We start from the raw sequence: 21,704 nt of genomic DNA, 5'->3' as shown, positions 1-21,704 counted from the left end.
TTTTTATTCCCCATTCCCGTCCTTCGGTTTCGGCATTTTCTCCACCAGGTAGGTCCAGTTTTCCTTTTGTGTAATCATTCCTTCCTTCATCAGCTTGCCCATTGCACGCTTGAAGGCGGATTTACTGATACCGAACCGTTGCTTGATAATATCCGGCGGTGTTGCGTCGGAATAAGGCATGCCGCCGCCCGGACGCTCTTTCAGAAAAGCAATCAGCCGATCCGCATCCTCATCACGGCCTACTTCCTTGCGTGGTGACATCGCCAGATTGACCCGACCGTCTTCCCGAACAAGCGTGACCCGTACCTTGACCTCTTCGCCCAAGCGAAGCATCCGGTTACGCTCCGAGGAATGAATCATTCCAATCGCTCCAAAACCAAGCACACCTCCGTCCACCAGGACGAATGTGCCCATCTGAAGCGGCTTGTACACAGTCGCCTGCACCCATGTATTTAACCACGAATCAGGGGCGTGGAAGCACAACGGAGCCAGCTCCTGTTCCCCTGCCAGCTTAGCCCGCAGTCTACCTTGCTTGTCATGCTCCATAATGGCATATACGTAGTCGCCCACCCGAGGATGTAAATCTCGGTTTTCTGGCAACTCACGAATCGGCAGCAAAAGCTGACGACCCAATCCCATCTCCAGGAAACAACCCAAACGCGGATGCACATCAGCCACTTCAAGTTTTGCCATTTCGCCCAACGACAAGAACGGCTTTTTCATGGTTGCGGCCAAACGGTCCTCTGTATCGTGAAAAATAAATACCTCCAACCGTTCACCAACTTCGATTTCACGTGTCAGCTCCGTATAATGCAGCAGCACATCCTGCTCACCAACAGTGAGAAAATAACCGAAAGGAGATACCTCACGATCCACCATAATGGTGACATAAGTACCGGCGATCAAACTCATACCTTTTCCACAACCTTAGCATCCGACCAGAGTCGTTCAATGTTATAGTATTCGCGCTCGTCGCGATGGAAGACATGCACTACGACATCCCCCAAATCCATTAGAACCCAACGGGCGGAATCCATTCCTTCGATTCCTTTGATGGTTACACCTTCATCATGAGCGCGTTTGCGAATTTCTGTTGCAATCGCCTGTACCTGTGTATCCGAATTACCGTGGCAGATGACAAAATAATCAGCTACTAGTGATATTCCCCGCAAATCCAGTGCGACAATATTCATTGCCTTTTTATCATTTGCAGCATCAACCGCTGTTTGCATTAATTGCTCATTAGTTAGGGTCATTCATGAACCTCCGTTTTTCTCTGTTTTAGTTGTTGAATCAAGTCATTGCGCGACAAGACTGTCAGTGGAAAAATAACCTTTTTCTTTTCCAGCAAAAATGTAATCGTGGAGTCAAATCCAGCGATAAGGCCCTGCTCCAAGCTTTTCTTTGCCTGTTTACGGATATGCTCACCCCCCGGAAAATCCCGTCCCGGTTCGATGTAATCAGCGAGACACACGACTTTATCCAGCAGGCTCATACCTACGCGTCCTGACGTATGCCAGCGGATCGCATTCCTTATTTCCGGATCATCCACTCCGTAATCTCTTGCTGCAACGCAGTATCCTACCTCTGAATGCCAGAGCTGCTTGTCATGTTCCAAAAGCTCCTGATCACATTCGGGATGACTGCGAATCACCTCTTCCATCTGCTGGACAGGCCAATATTTCGCTACATCATGCAAAATAGCCGCCAGTTCGGCCTTATCCGGATCTGCTCCATATCGCTGCGCAAGCTCAACTGAGGTATGCATAACACCTAGTGTGTGCTTCCAGCGCTTTTCAGGCATTTGACCAGATACGGCTTCCATTAATTGCTCACGGCTGTACTTCATACAAACCGCCCCTTGTAATATAGTCATGCACACGATCAGGCACAAGATAACGGATGGTACGCCCTTCCGCAGCACGCTCTCGAATATCCGTCGACGAAATGTCCACCACTGGCATATCCGCCAGCAGTACCTTGTCCTGCAAATAATGCGGCAACTCATCCAACGCAAGCTGGAACCCTGGGCGCCGAACACCAATAAAATAAATTCGCTGCGCCAGTTCCTCAATTCCCTGCCAATGAGGCAAGTAGTTCACCATATCCGCACCAATAATAAAATAAAAATCCACAGCAGAGTGCAACTCCTGAAGCTCCTTGATCGTGTCAATGGTATAGGATACTCCCCCGCGAAGCACTTCAATATCCAGCACTTCAAAAGCAGGATGACCCGCTACCGCTTCACTCGTCATCTCCAGACGCTCCTTACCGCTCGCCCCCGCCTGATGCTTGTGCGGAGGAATATGAGAAGGCATAAACCATACTTGATCCAGATCATAGGCATCTCTTGCCGCTTCTCCAGCCAGCAGATGTCCAATATGAATTGGGTCAAATGTACCACCCATAATACCGATTTTCATAATTTTCTCCCCGCGTGTTATCCTCTAGGCAACTCGATTTCCTTATGATCACGGGATTCTTTGTACAAAATAATAGTGCTCCCGATGATCTGAACAAGCTCAGAACCTGTCTCCGCGGCCAGTTCTTCCGCAATTTCATGTTTGTCGTCCAAACAGTTGTTCAAAATTTGCACTTTCATCAGCTCACGCTTTTCAATCGCATCGTTGATGTGACGCATAAGATGCTCATTCGTACCGTTTTTGCCTACTTGAAAAACCGGGTCCAAATGATGCGCCATTGAACGCAAATATCTTTTTTGTTTACCTGTTAACATGTATATTTAACCCCTTCGTCGCCACATATGCAATGCAGCATTTCCATAATTTTAATGTACAATCTTACTTACGACAGGCTACTCAGCACAGCCGCTCTCATTTGCTCTACAGCAGGGACAACCCCTGTAAAATACTCAAAAGCCACAGCCCCCTGGTACACGAACATGCCCAAGCCCCCATGTACAGTGCAGCCGCGCTGTTCACGGCTTTCCCGTAAAAGTCTCGTTTCCAGCGGATTGTAGATCAAATCACTCACAATGATTCCCTCCGGAATCAAGCTCGTTTCCAGTGGAAGTTCATCCGATAAAGGGGACATTCCCACCGAGGTTGTGTTAATCAACACATTCACTGTGGCGAGCACGCTCTTGGCATCCTCGTTGGAATAACCCCTCACTGGGATCGCCTCCGTCGTCCACTCTAATGCCAGTTGCTCAGCTTTGTCACGTGTTCGGTTCAAAATAATAACCGATTCCGGTTGCTCCTCCAATAGAGCATGAATTACGCCACGAGCAGCCCCTCCGGCTCCAAGAACAGCAATTCTTGCGCCCTTCAAATCGACAGAAGTCTCTTCTTTGAGGGAACGTACGTAGCCAATTCCGTCCGTGTTATAGCCCTTGAGCCGTCCATTGTCATTCACTATCGTATTGACAGCGCCAATGAGTCTGGCCCCTTCATCAATCTCATCCAGATATTTCATAACCTCGACTTTATGGGGAATCGTCACATTGACTCCGCGGAAATGCATAGCGCAAATCCCCTTCATGGCATCTTCCAGCTGATCCGGTTTGACATGAAGAGGTACAAAATCTCCTTCAATCCCCGCTGCCTGTAAAGCTATTTTATGCATAAGAGGCGATTTGGAGTGCTTGATCGGATCACCCAATACGCCCAATAGTACAAGACCTTGTTCGGTCGCTTCAGACTCCCCGCTGTTCATCGTTGCTCTCCCCCATATTGCAAAATATTAGGCCGCACAAATACATGAATGGCGGCAGGAACCAGTACCTGTTCCTTGCCGCCCTATAACATGGTTACAGCAACGTTATATCAACGCAGGCCGCAAAAGCACACGGACTCCCCGAGGAGCATGAACCGCAACCAGAGCTCCGTTCTCGCTATTCACTCTGATCCATCCCAAACCGGAAATGTAGATGTCCGATGGAGATTTGCGTGGAACGCGGAACTCATGTCTTGTCCATTCCGGCATTTCTGCCAATTGATCGCGTGTTGGCGGAGATAACAATTCCCCGGCATGATCAGCGAACAACTGATCAGCCCGCTCCAGCTTCGTGCGATGTATTTTAAGACCACCGTTAATGTAGCAGGTAAATGATTGGTGCTGACCCTCCACAAAATCAAATCGAGCCATACCGCCGAAAAACAATGTTTGTCCGGCATCAAGCTGATACGCAGCAGGCTTCAGCGGCTTGTCCGGCATAATAGCACTCAAGTCCTGACGGGAGACAATCTCACTGAATCGCCAAGGGTATACAATACCCGGAGTATCAATAATGTGCTTGCCGTCGTCGAGCGGAATATTCACCATATCGAGTGTAGTCCCCGGGTAACGGGACGTTGTAAGTTCCTGCTCCATATCGCTATAATCACGAATCAAGCGGTTAATGAGCGTGGATTTACCCACATTTGTCGCTCCGACCACATATACATCGCGGTTACCACGGAGCTCAGATACCACATCCAACAGACGGTCAAAGCCCTGATTTTTTTTAGCTGAGCACAGTACGATTTCTTCTGTGCGTAGTCCTTGCTCCTTCGCTTGCTTTTGTACCCAGTTACGCACCTTGTTCCAATTCGTTACCTTAGGCAGCAAATCGGTCTTGTTCACAGCCAGTATAACCGGATTGGAGCCTACAAAGCGTTGCAAACCGGAAATCAAGCTACCTTCAAAATCAAAAATATCTACAATGTGGATGACGAGCGCATTCTTGTCACCAATTTGACTGAGCAGCTTCAAGAACTCATCTTGATCCACCGTCACTGAAGACGTCTCATTATAGTTTTTGATCCGGAAGCAACGCTGACAGATGACAGGTTCGCGAGTAAGCAATTTTTCAGGAATATATCCCGGAAGCTCCGGGCTAGTGGTCTGCACGGTGATACCGCAACCACTACATTTGACGGCAGTGCCGCCGTCAGGTCTTTCAGTCATTCTTCTTTTCCTCCTCAAGCCATAAGCCTTTCTTACGTAACCTTGTGAGCGCGATTCGCTCCAACCGCCGATTAAATCGGGTCATGACTCCTTCATCATGAATGGATATCGGTAGCACCAACACCGTATGCAATCCCAGTCGGTTACCTCCCAATACGTCCGTCAACATTTGGTCTCCGACCATAATAGTCTCTTCCGGAGTCAGCCCCATCATACGGATGGCTCTACGAAAAGACGAGTTGGAAGGCTTCCGTGCGGCATGTATAAATTCAATGTCCAAAGGCGTAGCAAACACGGATACACGGTCCATATTGTTGTTAGACACGATGACAAGCTTAAAACCCGCCTGTTTGACCTTCTCAAACCAGGCCACCAGCTCGGGAGTCGCATTCGGCGCTTTTGCGCCGACCAGCGTGTTATCCAGATCCGTAATAATGCCGCGATATCCTTGAGCATACAAGCCTTCGAGATCAATATCAAAGACGGTATTCACCCGTAATTTGGGCATCAGCATTTCAAACAACGTCGGTCACCTCAGTTTCATACGACAAACTATACCATATTACTATGGCTTAGTAAAAAGCTATCCGCAACAAACGGACAGCTTTTTCACTAAATATATAGCTAAAGATTAAAATAGACGGCAAATTGAACCAAATCAAAAATAGACTAGTCTTGATCCTTCTGATCCGTCGCAGCTTTTCGTCCAGCCCATCGTTTTATCCATCCTTCTTTGTGTAACAGAGAGGCTTGCTGGCGAACCATATGCCAATCTTCTGCGGTTACGGATGAGGGACTATAACGCGCTTGTTCAAATCGTCCAAGCAGCTGATGTAAAATAGAAGCTTGTTCCGGTACTTCTAGCGACCATCTATCAACTGATTCCCTCAGCGTTTCGTGACTGGCGCGGACAAATCCCTTTCTTCGCATGTACCTTAACCAATGCTCAGTTTCGACGACCACCTTTTCATCCGGGGTCAGCGGCTTACCTCTGCGTAAACGCAGCAGATAAAAGTGAATGTCTGCCCGATTACGCCAGATGATATAAGCAGCCCACAGCAGCAGAATTGCAGCAGCAGAACCTATAATTACAGGATGAATCTTTGAACCTTCCTCCGGATCAGTCTGCGGGGTCTGCTCAGGCTGTTCTGGTTCAGGATGATCTTTAACCTCTGGGGCTTCTGGAGTCTTTGAATCCTCCTGTTCCGTAAGCAGCGGCATATCAAAGCCAGGCGTAGCTTCTACAGGAACCCAACCGTATTCACCTAAATATACTTCCGCCCAGGAATGAGCATCCGCATTTGTCACGGAGTAAGAGGACATATTTTCATCACCTTCGCCCGTTGTTGCATCATCTGAAAACGTCTGCTGACCAGGTGCATACCCTTTAACCCAACGGGCTGGAACCCCAACAGAGCGAGCCATCATGACTAATGAGGTGGAATAATAATCGCAATAGCCCTCCCGAATCTCAAACAGAAAGGCATCCACAAAATCTCTGCTTCTTTTCCGTGAGAGGTCCGGGTTGTTCGTATATGCATAATTTTGCTGCAAATACTGCTGTAGTAATCCGACTTTTTCATACGGCGTTTTCGCCGTTGACGTTACGTTCTGAGCCAAATCACGAACCCGCTGTGGCAACTCATCTGGAATTTGTAGATAGGCATCCTGTTTGTTTTTTCCGTACAACTCATTAAAAGTTTTTGTGCGTAGCTCTTTCTCAGGGATTACAGGGACATGTGATACCAGAGTATACGTTTTAGGATAAGCAGTTCTTCGGGAGGATGGATTCCAAAGCAGTTCCGCCTGTTCCGGGTTCCAATGTAACCCATCTGCCCGTGAATCTCTGTCCACCGATTGAACACGCTGCACCGAATAGGCGCCAAACAGAACAGGATAGCTCTGGTCATTTTGCATCGTAATGGTCTGAACGACCTGCTCAGTCGAATGCCGCGTTTCTTGTGTGTTTTCAAGCTCTGCGGTCATCGGCACATCATTTAGCGTTTGATCATCGTTTCCCCCGTCACTCCAGCCTGTACCGGAATAGGTTCGTTTCGTTTCCCCCCGCCAATAGCTTCGTTGAGTGGTCGTGATGGTCATGACAGGAGAATAATCAAAATTAAAACCTCCACCCAACCGATTATCCTGGCGACTATACCCTGATGCGGTGTTCATCCGCTGATTCAGTGCCCCAGATCCATTGCTAATCCCGGCGGTGGTTGAGCTATTTCTCTGGGTCCACGCTGTATAGGGATCCGTCAAAGCTGGCTGTACCTCGGGCATATTGACACCAGCCATAATAATGAGCGCAAAAATGACCGCAATATTGGCTGCTATTTTATATGGATAGCGTCGAATATGCTTCCACCCTTGAGGATAATGCTGCCGAAAATACTGCAGATGCTGTGTCACTAGCCAACCCATACCAGCAAAGACGATCCAGGCAACCTCCTCCCACAGCACAGTTGGCGTAAAGGAATCAAGCACTGCCAGCGCGGCGATATTAATACCCACAAAAACAAGAATCCGCTGTTTCGTTGTAACGATGAGCGGCACCATTTCAATAACTAGCCAAGCGATGAGGGAAAACCAAATATAAGGAGACATATTGGATATAAATTGGTCCAGGCGATTGGCTACCCCTCCGAAGGGGATAATGATGGAGTAAGACACCAATGTCCGATACAAAATAAAAAACAGCGCCGCCGCCTTAACAATAAATTCAATCCAAGGACGAAATGGTAGTACAATCTTCACCAGAGCCAGCATTGTAATGGTCATCAGTACAAGTGCTCTTGTCTCTTCCAGCCATAATTCGGAAGCAAAAGAAACCCATTGCATGGCAATAATAATAATCCATAAAAATGTAAAAGCGGGGGCCCAGGAACCCTTTAACGATTGTAACCAGCTCTTCATAGTGTCCCTCCCCCCATTACAGCCGGGAGCTCTTCAAGGCTCTCAACATCGTAGCCCTTGATTCCCCTTGCACGAAGCATGCTCATCCATTTTTCAGCTTCTCCCTCAGCAGAACCTTCTCCGATATAGACATGGCACGGAGTCATCCCTCGGGTATCGGCCCAACGAAGAAGCTCCATCGCCTGATAATCCTTCAGCGGACTAATCAGTATAAAATAACAGCCTTGCGGAAACTGGCGCACACTGCTTTCTACAGCGGATTTCAAGCTACCTTGTGAAGTTGTGTGTATGTCTACCAAGTGATGCATCATTCGTTGTCGTTCCATTGTCTGCTCACTTGGCTGAAAGACAGTGCCTTTTTCTCCAGCTGTGCACAATCCAACCCCCATTCGCTCCCGTCCACCATATTCCAGCAATGAAGCGGTGGAGGATACAGCTAGCTCAAACTGTTCGGCGTTTACATAATGCTTCATGTGTACGTCCAGCACAAGCATCGTTTTTGGAACGGTCTCATGCTCAAATTCCTTGGATTTCCAGCTACCTGTACGAGCCGTCGCATTCCAATGGATGCGCGAAAACCGATCTCCATATACATAGTCCCGTACACCGTTAATTTGTGTCGTCTCACGCCGCGTTCGAGTTTGAACGGTCTGCGGTCCAGACATCCTTGAGCGACGGTCATTCATCTGCCAATACGGAATGAATACCGTTCGGGGCAGCACCCGAAATTCACCGCGTGCGTTCAAGCTGCCTTTGTGCTCTAACAGACCGAAGATGTCCTCACTCACACATTCAGTTTCCTCAAAGTGGTAGCTTCCTCGCTCTAAAGCGGGAGTCTGAAATGTAAGCTGACCGCCCCCTTTTAGACTGGGAATGACACTGTCCTCAAACGACCAGGATTCACCTGTATGCCGCTTGAGGACCTCACGGACAATGACATAGGGTAACGGAAGAAAACCAGGAATGCTGAGGCTCAGCTTTACATGCACCTGATCTCCCGCATGCAGCAGTTCTCCAAACTCCGAGCCTTGCGAAAGCTGCCGGGAGCCTTGCACACGGCGAACTCCACTCAGACCAACGATCCATAAATAAACGATTAACAGCGTAACCATAGACAACAGCATGACCGACGTCTTGCCGCCCTGAAACAACAAATATAGCAGGCACACCACCCATATGACCACCAGAAGCCAGATGCGGCCTGACAGCCGGGGAAGCCTGCGCTTCCTTTTGACCATATTCATTCCCTAAGGACGCTCCATTCGTACGGGTACATGAACCTGCCGAAGGACAGCTTGGAGCACGGACTGGGCATTGGAACTGTCCAGACGCGCCTCGGGACGCAGCAACAAACGATGCGTTAGCACATAAGGTGCCAGCGCCTTCACATCATCAGGCAGCACATAGTCACGGTTGTCCAGAAAAGCGTATGCCTTCGCAGCCATTACAAAAGCAAGCGCCGCCCGGGGGCTAGCTCCCAGCAGCACGGATGGATGTTCTCTTGTCGCACGCACGATATCAAGTAAATAGGACGTCACTGCTTCGTCCATATAAATTCCTCTAATTTCCTGCTGGATGTCAGCAACCTGCTCCATATGAGCTACAGCCTCCAGACGGTCTGCTGGCTGGCCTGCCTGATGATGAAGCAGCATGTTTCGCTCCGTCTCCATGTCAGGATAACCCAAGCTGATTTTGAGCATAAAACGATCTAACTGTGCTTCCGGCAGCATATAAGTGCCTTCAAAATCAATCGGATTTTGTGTCGCACACAGCATAAAAGGATGAGGCAACATATGAGTGTCCCCATCCACTGTCACACTGCGTTCCTCCATAACCTCCAGCAGAGCCGACTGGGTTTTCGTCGTCGCTCGGTTAATTTCGTCCGCCAGCAAAATATTAGTCATCACAGGACCCGGACGGAAATAAAAACGCTCGTCCCGTGGATGAAATATGGATACCCCTGTAATATCACTCGGGAGAATATCAGGATTACATTGAACACGGCGGTAATCACCGCGCATGGATTTGGCAAGCGCCTTGATCATTTGCGTTTTCCCCGTACCCGGAACGTCCTCGATCAGAATGTGTCCACCCGCCAGCATAGCCGTAAGCAGTAATTTTATTTCAAAGGATTTACCTAATATACATGATTCCAGATTAGAACGGATTGCAGATACAATCTGCACAGATTCTTGACGTACGGGCATAGCTCTGTAAACCTCCTAGATAGCAACATGTTTCCTATTATTGTACATGAAGGCGGGCACAGAGTACACTTAACCCCCTGCCCGTATTATTCAAACTCCATCCTTCTTTCGATCTTTCATGTGCAGAACAATTAAAAACCCTTCGGTCATTAGATCCGAAGGGCACATGTATATAATCATTTATTTTTATGTCATTTCTAAAGTACGCTGCTTTTATATGCTTCCTTTTGGACGAACAAACAAGCATGCCAGAAAAGAGAAAATAATCGCAGAGGAAATTCCTGCACTTGTCAGACTAAAGATCCCTGTAATGACACCCAACCATCCGTCCTTCTCCAATTCGGTTAATGCGCCGTGTACAAGTGAGTTACCAAAACTGGTAATTGGAATGGTCGCACCCGCCCCTGCAAATTTAATAAGCGGATCGTATATCCCAACAGCATCAGCAATTGCACCTGCAACTACCAACGTACTCATCGTATGTGCCGGCGTCATTTTGAACACATCCATCATCAACTGGCCCACGACACAAATGGCACCACCCACTAAAAAAGCCCATAGAAATATCATACCGTTCCTCCCGCTTCAAAAGCTACAGCATGTGCAACACAAGGAATGCTTTCACCCTGCTGTGTAGTCAAAGGAGATAATAACGCTCCGGTCGCCACGACCAGTACCTTTTGCAGCTCTCCTTTTTCGATCCGCTTCAACAAATGCCCGTAGGTTACAACAGCCGAGCAGCCACAACCACTGCCTCCTGCAATGACTTTCTTTTGCTTATTAATATCGTAAATCAGTAAACCACAATCATTAAATTCCGTCTGATTCATATCGAATCCATCTTTTTTGAGCAGCTCCTTGGCAATCGGTAGCCCCACTGAGGCTAAATCGCCCGTTACAATGAGATCATAGTAACCAGGGTCACGGCCAGTATCTCGAAAATGAGACAACAACGTATCTGCAGCCGCGGGAGCCATGGCTCCCCCCATATTAAAGGGATCTTTAATACCCATGTCCATTACACGTCCAATGGTAGCACAATCCACCACCGTCCCTGACTTGGCATGTCCTACAATTGCGGCGCCTGAGCCGGTAACAGTATACTGAGCCGTAGGGGGCTTCTGTGATCCGTATTCATTAGGATAGCGGAATTGTTTTTCTACAGTACAGTTATGGCTGGTCGTACCCGCCATCACGTAGTCACCGGCCTCTGAGTCCACAATAAGTGCGGCTAAGGCTAAGCTTTCCATTGATGTTGAGCAGGCTCCAAAAACACCCAAATAGGGAATGGCCAGCTTGCTAGCCGAGAAGGAGCTACTGATAATCTGATTCATCAGATCACCACTAATAAAAAACTGCACTTCTTCTTTGTTCAAATTGGCATTAATTAGCGCCAGCTCTGTAGAATGCTCAATCAATCTACGTTCCGCTTTTTCCCACGTTTTCTCGTTGATTTCTATATTGTCATAAATATAATCAAAATCTGTGGATAACGGTCCCTCTCCTTCATCCGGGCCCACAACGGTGGCACTTCCAATGATGCGCGGTCTTGATTCAAACTTCCAGGTTTGTCCTCCCTGTCTCCTCATAAGTGATTGCCTCCCACACCAAGGATGGCATATATAACGCCTACGATAAATGCGGCCACCACCCCGAATACGATAACTGAGCCTGCCAGCTTGAACATATTCGCGCCCACTCCGAGCACCAGTCCCTCAGAACGATATTCCAATGCAGCCGAACACATGGAGTTAGCAAAGCCTGTAATTGGCACAGCGGTTCCCGCGCCCGCCCATTGGGCAACCTTATCGTAAACCCCGATACAGGTTAATATGACCGCCAGCAAGATCATCATGGATGAGGTTGGCGGGGCGGCCTCCTTGGCTGATATGTGCATTCCTGCCATAAAAGCCTCTTGAATCGCCTGTCCAATCACACAGATCCCGCCTCCAACCAGAAAAGCGCGCACACAATTGGCAAATACTTTTCTCGAGGGTTCATGCTTTTGTGAAATATTCTGATAGTCCTTCTCATTTATGGACAGCGGCGACGTATTGGTACGAAAACCGCGCTGCCCTGATTTAGCTGGCATCATTCACCACCCCTTGTCTGTAAGTTTTCGCGCTTGGCGGTTCGAATTGCTTGGGTCTTTTTCATTATGAGCTTTTTGGAGAAATGTTATGTCAGGAAAATGATATCGTGGACATTCGATACAAATCCATTCATACTGAATACATGACGACCACTGGTTAATTAATAAGGAGTGAGGTATACATCATGGAATCAAAAACATTGGAATTGTTTAAAACCTTAACGGAGTTTCCTTCCATTCCTGGACATGAGCGTGAGTTGCGGGCATGGGTTGAGGAACGGATATCCGGTTATACCGATGAAATCGTGCAAGATCGATTGGGGAGTCTTTTTGGGGTGCTACGCGGTCAAGAGAGTGGACCACGAGTAATGGTGGCAGGCCATCTGGATGAAGTCGGTTTTATCGTGAATGGTATTACGGAAAATGGAATGATTCGTTTTCAGCCGGTTGGAGGCTGGTGGAGCCAAGCCATTATGTCACAACGTCTTCAAGTATTAACTCCAAAAGGCCCAGTTATCGGTGTAGTTGGCTCTGTCTCGCCTCATTTGCTGGATGAATCGCAACGCAGCAAACCTATGGACATCAAGCATATGTATCTGGATATCGGCGTAGACAGCAGACAAGAAGCGCAAGATCTGGGGATCGTACCAGGAACGGCCATTGCGCCGATCTGTGATTTCACTCCACTGGCAAATCCTAAAAAAATCATGGCTAAAGCGTGGGATAACCGCTACGGTGTAGGCTTGGCTATTGAACTACTTGAAGCGTTACATAAAGAAAAGCTTCCCAATACATTGTATGCGGGGGCCACTGTTCAAGAAGAAGTGGGACTGCGTGGTGCACGCACAGCGGCCAATCTGATTCAGCCGGATATATTCTTTGCACTGGATTGCAGTGCGGCTAACGATATGGGCGGCGACCCGAATGCTTACGGGCACCTCGGTAAAGGCGCACTGCTGCGGGTATTTGATCCGGGTATGATTACACATCGCGGAATTGTGGAATACGTGCAAGACATGGCGGAAACTCACAAAATCAAGTATCAATATTTCATCTCCACAGGGGGAACCGATGCAGGCCAAGTACACTTGAGCGGAATTGGCGTGCCATCCACCGTCATAGGCATCTGTGGACGATACATCCATACTTCCTCGTCCATTATTCACACTGATGATTATGATGCAGCCAAAGAGCTGATCATCAAGCTGGTTCAAAATCTGGATCGTACAACGCTGAATACCATTATTGAACGAGCCTAAGGTGTAACAGAGAATCGCAATCTATAAAAAAACAGTCAAGACACGTACAACGTGCATTGACTGTTTTTTTAATTTAATAGAAACAAAAGATAGAACATATCAAATCAAATGCTTATAACGAAGCAAAGCAATCACTACAAGTACAGTAGTTAAAGCAACGCAGACGTTTTCTACCTTAGCTCCCTTCCGGGTTCCAGTACTCATCAATTTAAATCGCAGCTTCCATTTAAACGGCGGCAAAGGTTTAATTCCATTATTCGTCAAGGAATCTGCCAGTAAATGCAGCAAGTACGCCATACCTCCAGCCAACCATATGCTGTCACCGTGCAAACGTGTCGTACCATAAAGCAGCGCAGTCCATGCGACGGTTCCGTATACCGTATGTGTCAGCCCCCGGTGTGGGACTAACGTACAAATGATCAGCAGACACCCGGCGATATAATTCCAAGGTGCATATGATTCTCCGTACCAGGCTAGGCCGATACCAATTAAAAAGATAATAACCTTGCGCATGGATCGTGAAGGCATAAAAGAAGCACTGATCATCAGCAAAGCCAACACAAGATTCCATGGCGGTGGAGCCAAACGGGTGAAAAACACCCAACCAGCAGCCCCAATCATTAGAAGCTGTACGAGCCTAAGCATTTTGGTTGGTAGCGCTCGGCTCACGAGCATGGAGTTAGGCTCGTCAATATCCGGCAACAGTGAACCGACCACAGCAGCTGCCACGGCAGCCGGGGTCACTTCGTATCCACTTAGAGCTAATACCGACAGGGAGACCCCGGTTCCAATAATCAAATGGGCTCTTCCCATCATGGTGCAAAACATCCTTTCGTTGCAGCATACAACAGAGTTCAACATCACTCCATTTGAATCAGCATGATTCGATTGTATACGACAAACAAAAGGAGAACAATAGTTCGCTTATTCTATTTAAAAGACTTCATTCAAAAGTCCTAGTTTCGTCCCCATTATTAAACCCCTCCTCTGTGCTTACTCTCCAGTCAGCCCTGCCCTCTGTTATAAGGCTACATCTTCCTGACCTTATCGCGGCTGCCCTGCAAACTTTCTGCGAAAAAGAGCACAGTTCAACCATTTCCCAAAAAACAAGACATATGGCCTATGAGTATGTTGACAAACATCTTCAATATTTTCTTTTTGCCTCAAAGTCCTATTGTACAATTTGAAATATTAGGTAATATAGTGTTTATATTTACTATATGAATCTATTAAATGAATAAGGAGGAAATGATTATGCAAAAAAAATCGACGTTTCGAAAGTTCAAAACCATCGGTCTGACATCGTTGCTAAGTCTTGTATTATTCGCCCTTCCCGCTTCAGCTGCTTGGAATGATACATACACGGGGTACGCCACATATACGGGATCAGGATACTCTGGAGGGGCATTACTGCTTGATCCCATCCCTTCGGATGCCAAAATTACAGCGCTTAACCGCACACAACTGAATTATAACGGAATCAAAGCTGCATTAGCTGGAGCCTATTTGGAAGTTCAAGGTCCCAAAGGGAAAACAACCGTATATGTAACTGATCTTTACCCTGAAGGTCCAAGTGGCGCGCTCGATCTGTCCCCAAACGCGTTCAACCTGATTGGAAATCAAATAGACGGAAAAATCAATATTTCATGGAAAGTTGTCAAAGCTCCGGTTAACGGCAATGTCTCCTACCGCATTAAAGAAGGCAGCAGCCAATGGTGGGCAGCCATTCAAGTACGCAATCATAAATATCCGGTCTTGAAGATGGAAGTCCAACAAAACGGACAATGGCTCAATCTCGAAAAACAGGATTACAACCACTTTCTAGGTACTAACTTAGGAAAACAACCTCTGAAAATACGGATTACGGACATTCGTGGTGTCGTGCTGAACGATACAATCCCAGCTCTAGCGGAAAATGGTACAGGCGGAGCCTATATCGTTAAAGGTAACGTTCAATTTCCTGACTAATTGTAGTACCGTTATCTTTCCTTCTTTTATTTAAATAGACAAACCCGGCCGGGAACCGACGCAATCCAATGCGTATAAGTGTTCCTGGCCTTTTTACGAAAAAATTATTATTTTTCACAAAGAATCGGTTTGTTCACTGTCCTGTTCACAAGATCACACGTATAATGAATACATAAATAGGGTGTACTTTACAGCTACGTGCACACAGACAGGAGGCCTGTTCATATGAGCAATTTCAAAAAGCATCACAAGCTTCACAGCAAATTGCTGGTCAGCATTACGTTATGTATTACGCTAACGTTGCTGGTATCCACCACTGTGTATTATTTTTACTATATTCGCGTGGAAAAGGAGCAGGCATTCGAGGCCAATCACAACAGCTTGACGTTGAGAAGCAGAGAGGTTATTAACATGACATCTATTGCTCAATCGTTGGCATTCCAAATGTATCGCAGCAGTACCCTGTCCAAGTTGTTGTATTATCCAAAACCTAATGTATATGATGTAACCGCTGCCATGACCGAATTGAACAATTATCTTAACTCTATGCCGTATATCGAATCCATCTACGTGTTTAACCCTAAAAGCGGCACCTTCTACATTGCTTCCTCACAAGGTCAAAACGGGCTATTCAGCAAACATGAACTGGCTGATACAGATATCATTCGCGTGCTGGATCATTATCAGGACTATAAACCCTTTACGCCTATTCCACGCACGTATCCACTGCTGTCTGCCTCAGACTCCAGAGCTGAAGTAGAGCAAGCAAGCCCAGATATCGCAGCCTATACGTATTTATGTTATGACGCAATTAACTCGAACGAAGCGATAAATTCGGCTGTGATTGTGAATGTGTCGGCGGCCTGGATGAACAAGGAAATGGCGGCGAATCCAATCTCAGGCGGGACCGCTTATATTTTAGACGATCAGGGCAGACTGTTGTCTGGTACAACATTGACAGACGAAACTTTGAACGAAAAAGAACAGCTATGGCTGCACACGAGAGTCAAAAAACAAGAAACAGGCTATTTTGTAGAAGACTTTCATGGTAAAAGATCACTCATTTCCTACACCTCTCCGGATGGACTAGGTTGGCAGTATATTAGTGTCACACCGTATGAAAGCGTTATCAAAATGGCAAGTGTTATTCGTAATGCGATGTTACTGATAGCCGCCATCATTGCATTGGCAGGATTCGTGGCTTCGTGGCTGCTGTCCAAAATGCTGTATACGCCTATTGGCCAAATTGTTGTGCATATGAATTCACTGGAATCAGAGAAACGAAACAGTATGTACACGATCCGGCAAAACATTTTAAAAAATGTGATCCGGGGAATCCGAAATCTTCCTACCGGTGAAGAACCGGAACGATTGCGCGAGCTTGGGATTACGTTCCAGTTTGACAAAGACTACCGCCTTGTGCTGCTGCGCATAGATGAATATACCCGATGGCAAAGCGAACGTGGACCTGATCTGCTACCCTATAAGTTTGCAATCATGAACATTGCTTCTGAAATATGCGGACAGACGTACCAGGTGGAGACCGTTGATATGGATGAGGACAGTGTACTGCTGATGCTTAACATTCTCGATCCCGCAGAACATACAGACACTGTACTGCTAGAAACCTTATTACGCCAAATACGTGAAGCTTGCTTTGAATATTTGAAGCTGAGTGTTTCATTAACTTACAGTGCCATCACGAGTCAACCAGAACGGCTGCATCTGCTGTACCGCCAAGTACAAGACGCATCTATGCACCGATTTTTTCAGGGGCACAGATGCATTATTAATGCGCAAAACACTACAGAGGAGGATATCCAAAATACTTACGTATATCCAGCCGATAAAGAGAAAAAAATGCTAGATATGCTACTGTCTGGTCATACGGAGGATGCACACAGTATGTTCAAAGAATTATTGATGCATATGGAAAAATATCCTTTTTCCTCTGTTCAAGTGGCGATATCCCGGCTCATCATGAGTGTAAATAATGCTGTTCGGCATATCAGTGAGCTCAATGGATTTGCTATAGAATCTAAATCTGAATTACCATCCGCTGATCGGTTAGAGACCGCTGAGAATCTTATTGATCATTATCAATTGGTCTTTGATCATATTCGCTCCAATCTATCGGAAAAACGAAACACGAAGCAGGAACGACTGGTACGGCAAATTAATGAACGAATGGAGCAAGCCTATACGGATCCCAATTTTTGTCTCAATCAGATTGCGGAAGAACTGGATATGTCGCCGATCTATGTCAGTAGGCTATATAAGCAACAGACCATGTCAACTATCGTGGACGTCATCCAACAACTTCGTATTCGCAAGGCCTGTGAGCTGCTGGAACAGACCGACTGGTCCGTAGCTGACGTAGCAGAACAAACCGGATTTGCGAGTAGCTCTTATTTCCATCGTATGTTCAAACGTAGCTTGGGTGTAACACCGACAGATTTTCGCCGTTCTAAAGCAAATGCGCAATAAGTAAACTGCTCTACACGCCTGCTCCGAGAACGGAACATTGCTCCCAAAAAATAGACTGACATTAAAAAAGCAAGCCTCCAGCATTCTGGAGACTTGCTTTTTTCTTTATCACAATTCTTTATGTTTTATTTAATCCCCTTCTCCTTTACATAGGCTTCCCATTGTTTTGTATATTCGGTTTGAATTTTCTCCAAACCAGCTTGGTTTGCCTTTTGCAAGAAGGTCTGCAAGCCTTGATCTACATTGTCGATCAGTCCAGCTTGGAGCGGATACAGATATTGCTTCTCAACCTGTTCTAGAGCTGCTTTTTCTGCTTGATATGTCGTGTAGTCCTCTGCAAAGCCGGTAAACAGGTCAGGCTTCTGGATTTTATCCAGCTCGGCAAAAATTTTCTTCACACGGTCAAAGCCAGAATCAAACAGCATGTATTCCGGGTTACGCCAAGCCCAACTATTCATACCTTCGCGTGAAAATCCATTAGTACTGCCGCTACCTATCATTTGGTAGTAACCATCTTTGACTTCGTAGTTTTTGCCTTCAATACCATATTGCGTGAGCAGGTTATAGCGTTTGTCCGTCACCAGCTTTTCATAAAAGGCCAATGCGCGCGCTGGATTCGGGCTGCTTTTTGGAATCGCAAAGCCGTTATGAATCGGATGCACTGGAGTTGCATAACCTGTCGTCAAAGGGAATGGGTAGTACTCGAGCTTCCAGTCCGGGTGAGATGCTTTGAGCTTAATGACCATATCATTAAACCGGGTTGGATTGTCACCGAAAATACTCGCTGCTTTACCAGAAGTCACTTGATCCTGAAGCGTATCTTTTACGTTTAATACGTTTTTGGGAATGAATCCTTTATCGGCCCAGCGTTTGTAAGTGTTCAGCTCTTCCTTTTGTTCATCCGAGCCCCAAAATTTATATACCTCTGTTGGTTTTTCGTATTTAATACCGATACCGTAAGGCAGTGTGCCCACGCTCTTCGTTACTAATTCAGTATATCGATCATGCAGATTTCCCTTAATATCGCTGTTCAGAGATACTGTTTTCATATTTGGCTCATGCTGACGTATCCCATCCATATAAGCCTCATAACTTTTCATATCTGTCGGTTTAGGCAAATTGTACTTCTCACGTAAATCCTCACGCCATACAAAACCGTTTGTGACATATTCTTTATACGTGCCAGGCACGGTATAAATTTTGCCTCCGATTTTAACTCCATCCCACATGTCCTGAGGAACAAATTTTTGCAAGGCAGGTGCAGCCTTAGGCAGCAGATCGTCTAGCGGCAGGAATGCGCCCTTTTTGGCATAGGCCTGATACTGCGTCCAATCTGCAGTGAAGATCAGGTCGATAGGCTGACCCGAAGACAATAACAGCTTATATTTTTGATCCCAGTCTGTCCACGTCGTATAGTTAAATTTGACGGTGGCATTCAGATCTTTTTCCGCCAACTTATTGATCTCTGTCTCAATGGTAGGCAGGTCCTTAGGAGCATCCCCCAGCATATAAAATTGCAGCTGTACTTTCTGGGATTTATCATCCTCTCCATTTGCTTTTTGAGCGCTGTTTCCACTACCTCCTCCACATCCGGCTAATAGCGCCGTGATGACCATTACTGCAATCAGGATGGACATGCGTTGTTTTCTTTTCTTTGTGAATGTCATGTGAATCCTCCCTTTGAAATGGTAGTCTGATTAAATAAAACGCTTACAAATAGTGCTATTTAGATGGCACAACGTCAGCACGTCATGCCATCACAGTCCTTGAGTGCCACTTTAGCCTTTTACCGCACCAATGGTCAATCCCTTAACAAAATAGCGCTGTACGAACGGGTACAGCAGCAAAATAGGTCCGGTAACCACGATAGCCATTGCCATTTTGGTCGACTCTGTCGGCATATCGTTGGAAAGGGTTACGCCAGTACCTGCACCCATTTGAGCGATAAATTGCATGGAGTTAATTACATTATACAGATAATATTGCAACTGGTATTTATGCGGATCGTTAATAAAGAGTGAGGATGAGAACCAGTCATTCCAGTAAGCCAAGGCCAGAAACAGTCCCACAGTGGCAATACCCGGTGTAGATAAAGGCAACACAATTCGATAGTAAATTTTAAAATCACCCGCACCGTCAATTTTAGCGGACTCGAACAGCTCTTCCGGCATGGAGGAACGAATGAAGTTTTTCATTAAAATGATCAGAAACGGAGTCATCAATCCCGGGAAAATAAGCACTGTATACGTATCAAGCAATCCTAAATACTTCGTCAGCATAATGTACCAAGGTACCAAACCGCCTCCGAACAGCGTCGTAAAGTAAATATAGAATGAAAACGCATTACGGTATTTAAAATCTTTGCGTGCCAGCACATATCCTGCCATCGTCATCAGGAACAGGCCCAACGTCGTACCTACAACCGTGGTAAAAATCGTCACCCCGTATGCCCTTAACACCTCTTCAGGAAAGGTGAACACCGTCCGGTAACCTTCCAGTGAGAATTGCTGTGGTATAAAGTGATATCCATCCCTGATAATCGATTCATTACTGGTCAGTGAAGCCGAAATAATAAGTAGAAACGGGAGTAAACAAGCAATGGAAGCAATAATGATAATCACATAAGAGATAATTTTAAAAATTCGAGTGTATACATCCTCTTTGATCGCCATCCGTTTGGGTCCTCCTTTCTAGAATAAGGCATACTCGTCGTTCAACTTGCGGATGATATAGTTCACGGTCATGATCAGTACAAAGCCGAATAATGATTGGTATACGCCTGCCGCCGAAGCCATCCCCACATCAAAAGTCACTTTCAGCGAACGGTACACATAAGTGTCCAAAATATCCGTCGTATTGTACAGCACCCCATTGTTGCCGATTAACTGATAAAAAAGATCAAATTGTCCTTTCATAATACTACCAAGCGCAAACAACAGCAGCACAACGAATGTCGATTTAAGCATAGGAACGGTAATGTACCAGATTCGTTGAAAAATGTTGGCCCCATCCATTTTAGCTGCCTCATAATATTCGTCACTGATACCTGTAATCGCTGCCAGATAGATCACCATACTGTAGCCGAGATTTTTCCATAAATAGAACAGGATAATCAGGAAAATCCATACCCATGGTTTGTTGTATACATCCACGCGTTCACCACCAAATTGCAGCAGCAGCGTATTCAGGAAACCATTATCATAATTAAATATGTTATACACGATAACACTTAGAATAACGAAAGAAACAAAATAAGGCAGGAACATCACGGATTGAGCGATCTTTTTAAAGTAGCGGCCTCTCAGCTCATTCAGCAAAATAGCGAGAACAATCGCTAGCACGTTACCGAGTAAAATAAACGCTGCATTGTATCCGACCGTATTCAATGTCAGTTTTGTCAGCGTGCCGGATTGCCATAGAAAGCGAAAATTTTGGAGTCCGACGAACTTGGCATCAAACAGGCTGGTATTAAAGTCGAACTGGGTAAATGCATAATAAATACCCACCATAGGAATGTAGGAATTAATGAAGAAAAAAATTAAAGTGGGCAACAACATCAAAAATAATACCCGATTGCGGAACAGTTCATAGAAGAACCCGTGTTTCCTACCCGTTCCCAGCCTCTTACCGTTCAGGCGGGAATCCGTTGTAAGCATTGCAGAATTTTTGGGCATAGGCTGATTCAATGTGAGTCACTCCCCCTCTGTATACGTTACCGACAGCAAGGTTTGTAGCACCGCCGCCGTATAACTATATATTATGTAAGCGCATTCAAAATGAAAAGTGAAGCCTCTCATGCTTCATGAACAAAGGAGTGTCCTGAGGAGTGAACAATTCGGATATTTGTGAAGTTTTGTGTAATATGAG

At 46.2% G+C, this 21,704-nt stretch carries 21 protein-coding genes; 3 read left to right on the top strand and 18 right to left on the bottom strand.

Features of this window, described 5'->3' with window-relative positions; translation table 11 throughout:
- Positions 1–3: 3 nt before the first annotated feature.
- From NSS66_RS15205 to spoVAC, 14 genes are all read right to left on the bottom strand, one after another.
- Positions 4–912, bottom strand: a complete 909-nt coding sequence (locus tag NSS66_RS15205) for a CvfB family protein (protein ID WP_028540438.1) — start codon at positions 910–912, stop codon at positions 4–6.
- A complete protein-coding gene (gene rsfS / locus NSS66_RS15200) occupies positions 909–1,256 on the bottom strand; it encodes a ribosome silencing factor (RefSeq protein WP_013311194.1) in 348 nt (115 codons plus the stop codon). Before rsfS ends, NSS66_RS15205 begins: the two co-directional genes overlap by 4 nt.
- Entirely contained in the window at positions 1,253–1,849 is a 597-nt protein-coding gene (yqeK, locus tag NSS66_RS15195) for a bis(5'-nucleosyl)-tetraphosphatase (symmetrical) YqeK (protein ID WP_340959295.1), read from the bottom strand. Before yqeK ends, rsfS begins: the two co-directional genes overlap by 4 nt.
- A complete protein-coding gene (gene nadD / locus NSS66_RS15190) occupies positions 1,833–2,423 on the bottom strand; it encodes a nicotinate-nucleotide adenylyltransferase (RefSeq protein ID WP_023989531.1) in 591 nt (196 codons plus the stop codon). Before nadD ends, yqeK begins: the two co-directional genes overlap by 17 nt.
- 17 nt (positions 2,424–2,440) lie before the next feature.
- Positions 2,441–2,737 carry a ribosome assembly RNA-binding protein YhbY gene (gene yhbY / locus NSS66_RS15185; protein ID WP_013311197.1) on the bottom strand — a complete coding sequence of 99 codons (297 nt, stop codon included), beginning with the start codon at positions 2,735–2,737 and terminating at the stop codon, positions 2,441–2,443.
- Between the two features lie 68 nt (positions 2,738–2,805).
- Positions 2,806–3,675: a shikimate dehydrogenase gene (gene aroE / locus NSS66_RS15180; protein WP_023989532.1), complete on the bottom strand. Its 870-nt coding sequence runs from the start codon at positions 3,673–3,675 to the stop codon at positions 2,806–2,808.
- A 105-nt stretch (positions 3,676–3,780) separates the two neighbouring features.
- Positions 3,781–4,908, bottom strand: a complete 1,128-nt coding sequence (gene yqeH / locus NSS66_RS15175) for a ribosome biogenesis GTPase YqeH (RefSeq protein ID WP_023989533.1) — start codon at positions 4,906–4,908, stop codon at positions 3,781–3,783.
- On the bottom strand, positions 4,901–5,431 hold the full coding sequence (locus NSS66_RS15170) for a YqeG family HAD IIIA-type phosphatase (protein WP_013311200.1): 531 nt from the start codon (positions 5,429–5,431) through the stop codon (positions 4,901–4,903). The genes yqeH and NSS66_RS15170 overlap by 8 nt, the downstream gene beginning before the upstream one ends.
- Before the next feature lie 146 nt (positions 5,432–5,577).
- Positions 5,578–7,824 (bottom strand): transglutaminase TgpA family protein, encoded by a 2,247-nt coding sequence (locus NSS66_RS15165; RefSeq protein WP_340959293.1) that lies wholly within the window; start codon positions 7,822–7,824, stop codon positions 5,578–5,580.
- Positions 7,821–9,068 (bottom strand): DUF58 domain-containing protein, encoded by a 1,248-nt coding sequence (locus NSS66_RS15160; protein ID WP_340959291.1) that lies wholly within the window; start codon positions 9,066–9,068, stop codon positions 7,821–7,823. The genes NSS66_RS15165 and NSS66_RS15160 overlap by 4 nt, the downstream gene beginning before the upstream one ends.
- A 3-nt stretch (positions 9,069–9,071) precedes the next feature.
- On the bottom strand, positions 9,072–10,031 hold the full coding sequence (locus tag NSS66_RS15155) for an AAA family ATPase (protein WP_028540432.1): 960 nt from the start codon (positions 10,029–10,031) through the stop codon (positions 9,072–9,074).
- A gap of 213 nt (positions 10,032–10,244) precedes the next feature.
- Positions 10,245–10,601 (bottom strand): stage V sporulation protein AE, encoded by a 357-nt coding sequence (gene spoVAE / locus NSS66_RS15150; RefSeq protein WP_013311204.1) that lies wholly within the window; start codon positions 10,599–10,601, stop codon positions 10,245–10,247.
- Complete coding sequence (gene spoVAD / locus NSS66_RS15145; RefSeq protein ID WP_023989537.1) at positions 10,598–11,620, bottom strand: stage V sporulation protein AD; 1,023 nt, start codon at positions 11,618–11,620, stop codon at positions 10,598–10,600. The genes spoVAE and spoVAD overlap by 4 nt, the downstream gene beginning before the upstream one ends.
- A complete protein-coding gene (spoVAC, locus tag NSS66_RS15140; RefSeq protein ID WP_023989538.1) occupies positions 11,617–12,123 on the bottom strand; it encodes a stage V sporulation protein AC in 507 nt (168 codons plus the stop codon). Before spoVAC ends, spoVAD begins: the two co-directional genes overlap by 4 nt.
- A gap of 185 nt (positions 12,124–12,308) precedes the next feature.
- On the opposite strand from spoVAC, the gene NSS66_RS15135 reads away from it, so the two are divergent.
- Positions 12,309–13,382, top strand: coding sequence for a M42 family metallopeptidase (locus NSS66_RS15135; protein WP_340959289.1), 1,074 nt, complete (start codon positions 12,309–12,311; stop codon positions 13,380–13,382).
- Between the two features lie 99 nt (positions 13,383–13,481).
- Here the strand turns inward: NSS66_RS15135 and NSS66_RS15130 are convergent, their stop codons facing one another.
- Positions 13,482–14,198: a metal-dependent hydrolase gene (locus NSS66_RS15130; RefSeq protein ID WP_028540431.1), complete on the bottom strand. Its 717-nt coding sequence runs from the start codon at positions 14,196–14,198 to the stop codon at positions 13,482–13,484.
- Positions 14,199–14,636: 438 nt separating this feature from the next.
- Between NSS66_RS15130 and NSS66_RS15125 the strand changes: the two genes are divergently transcribed.
- Together NSS66_RS15125 and NSS66_RS15120 are read left to right on the top strand one after the other, a co-directional pair.
- Positions 14,637–15,350, top strand: a complete 714-nt coding sequence (locus NSS66_RS15125; RefSeq protein WP_023989541.1) for an expansin EXLX1 family cellulose-binding protein — start codon at positions 14,637–14,639, stop codon at positions 15,348–15,350.
- Between the two features lie 225 nt (positions 15,351–15,575).
- Complete coding sequence (locus NSS66_RS15120) at positions 15,576–17,837, top strand: AraC family transcriptional regulator (RefSeq protein WP_340959288.1); 2,262 nt, start codon at positions 15,576–15,578, stop codon at positions 17,835–17,837.
- A 125-nt stretch (positions 17,838–17,962) separates the two neighbouring features.
- Here the strand turns inward: NSS66_RS15120 and NSS66_RS15115 are convergent, their stop codons facing one another.
- The 3 genes from NSS66_RS15115 to NSS66_RS15105 form a co-directional block, all read right to left on the bottom strand.
- Positions 17,963–19,504, bottom strand: coding sequence for an extracellular solute-binding protein (locus NSS66_RS15115; RefSeq protein WP_023989543.1), 1,542 nt, complete (start codon positions 19,502–19,504; stop codon positions 17,963–17,965).
- Between the two features lie 111 nt (positions 19,505–19,615).
- The gene (locus NSS66_RS15110) at positions 19,616–20,509 is read right to left on the bottom strand and encodes a carbohydrate ABC transporter permease (protein ID WP_013311212.1); all 894 of its coding nucleotides are present in this window, start codon (positions 20,507–20,509) and stop codon (positions 19,616–19,618) included.
- 18 nt (positions 20,510–20,527) lie between these two features.
- Positions 20,528–21,523, bottom strand: a complete 996-nt coding sequence (locus NSS66_RS15105) for an ABC transporter permease (protein ID WP_023989544.1) — start codon at positions 21,521–21,523, stop codon at positions 20,528–20,530.
- Between the last annotated feature and the right edge of the window lie 181 nt (positions 21,524–21,704).

It is taken from the genome of Paenibacillus sp. FSL R10-2748, assembly GCF_038005565.1.
GTDB classification, from domain to species: Bacteria; Bacillota; Bacilli; order Paenibacillales; family Paenibacillaceae; genus Paenibacillus; species Paenibacillus polymyxa_B.
Note: the sequence above shows the minus strand (reverse complement) of the source record. Positions and strands in the feature narration are given on the sequence as shown.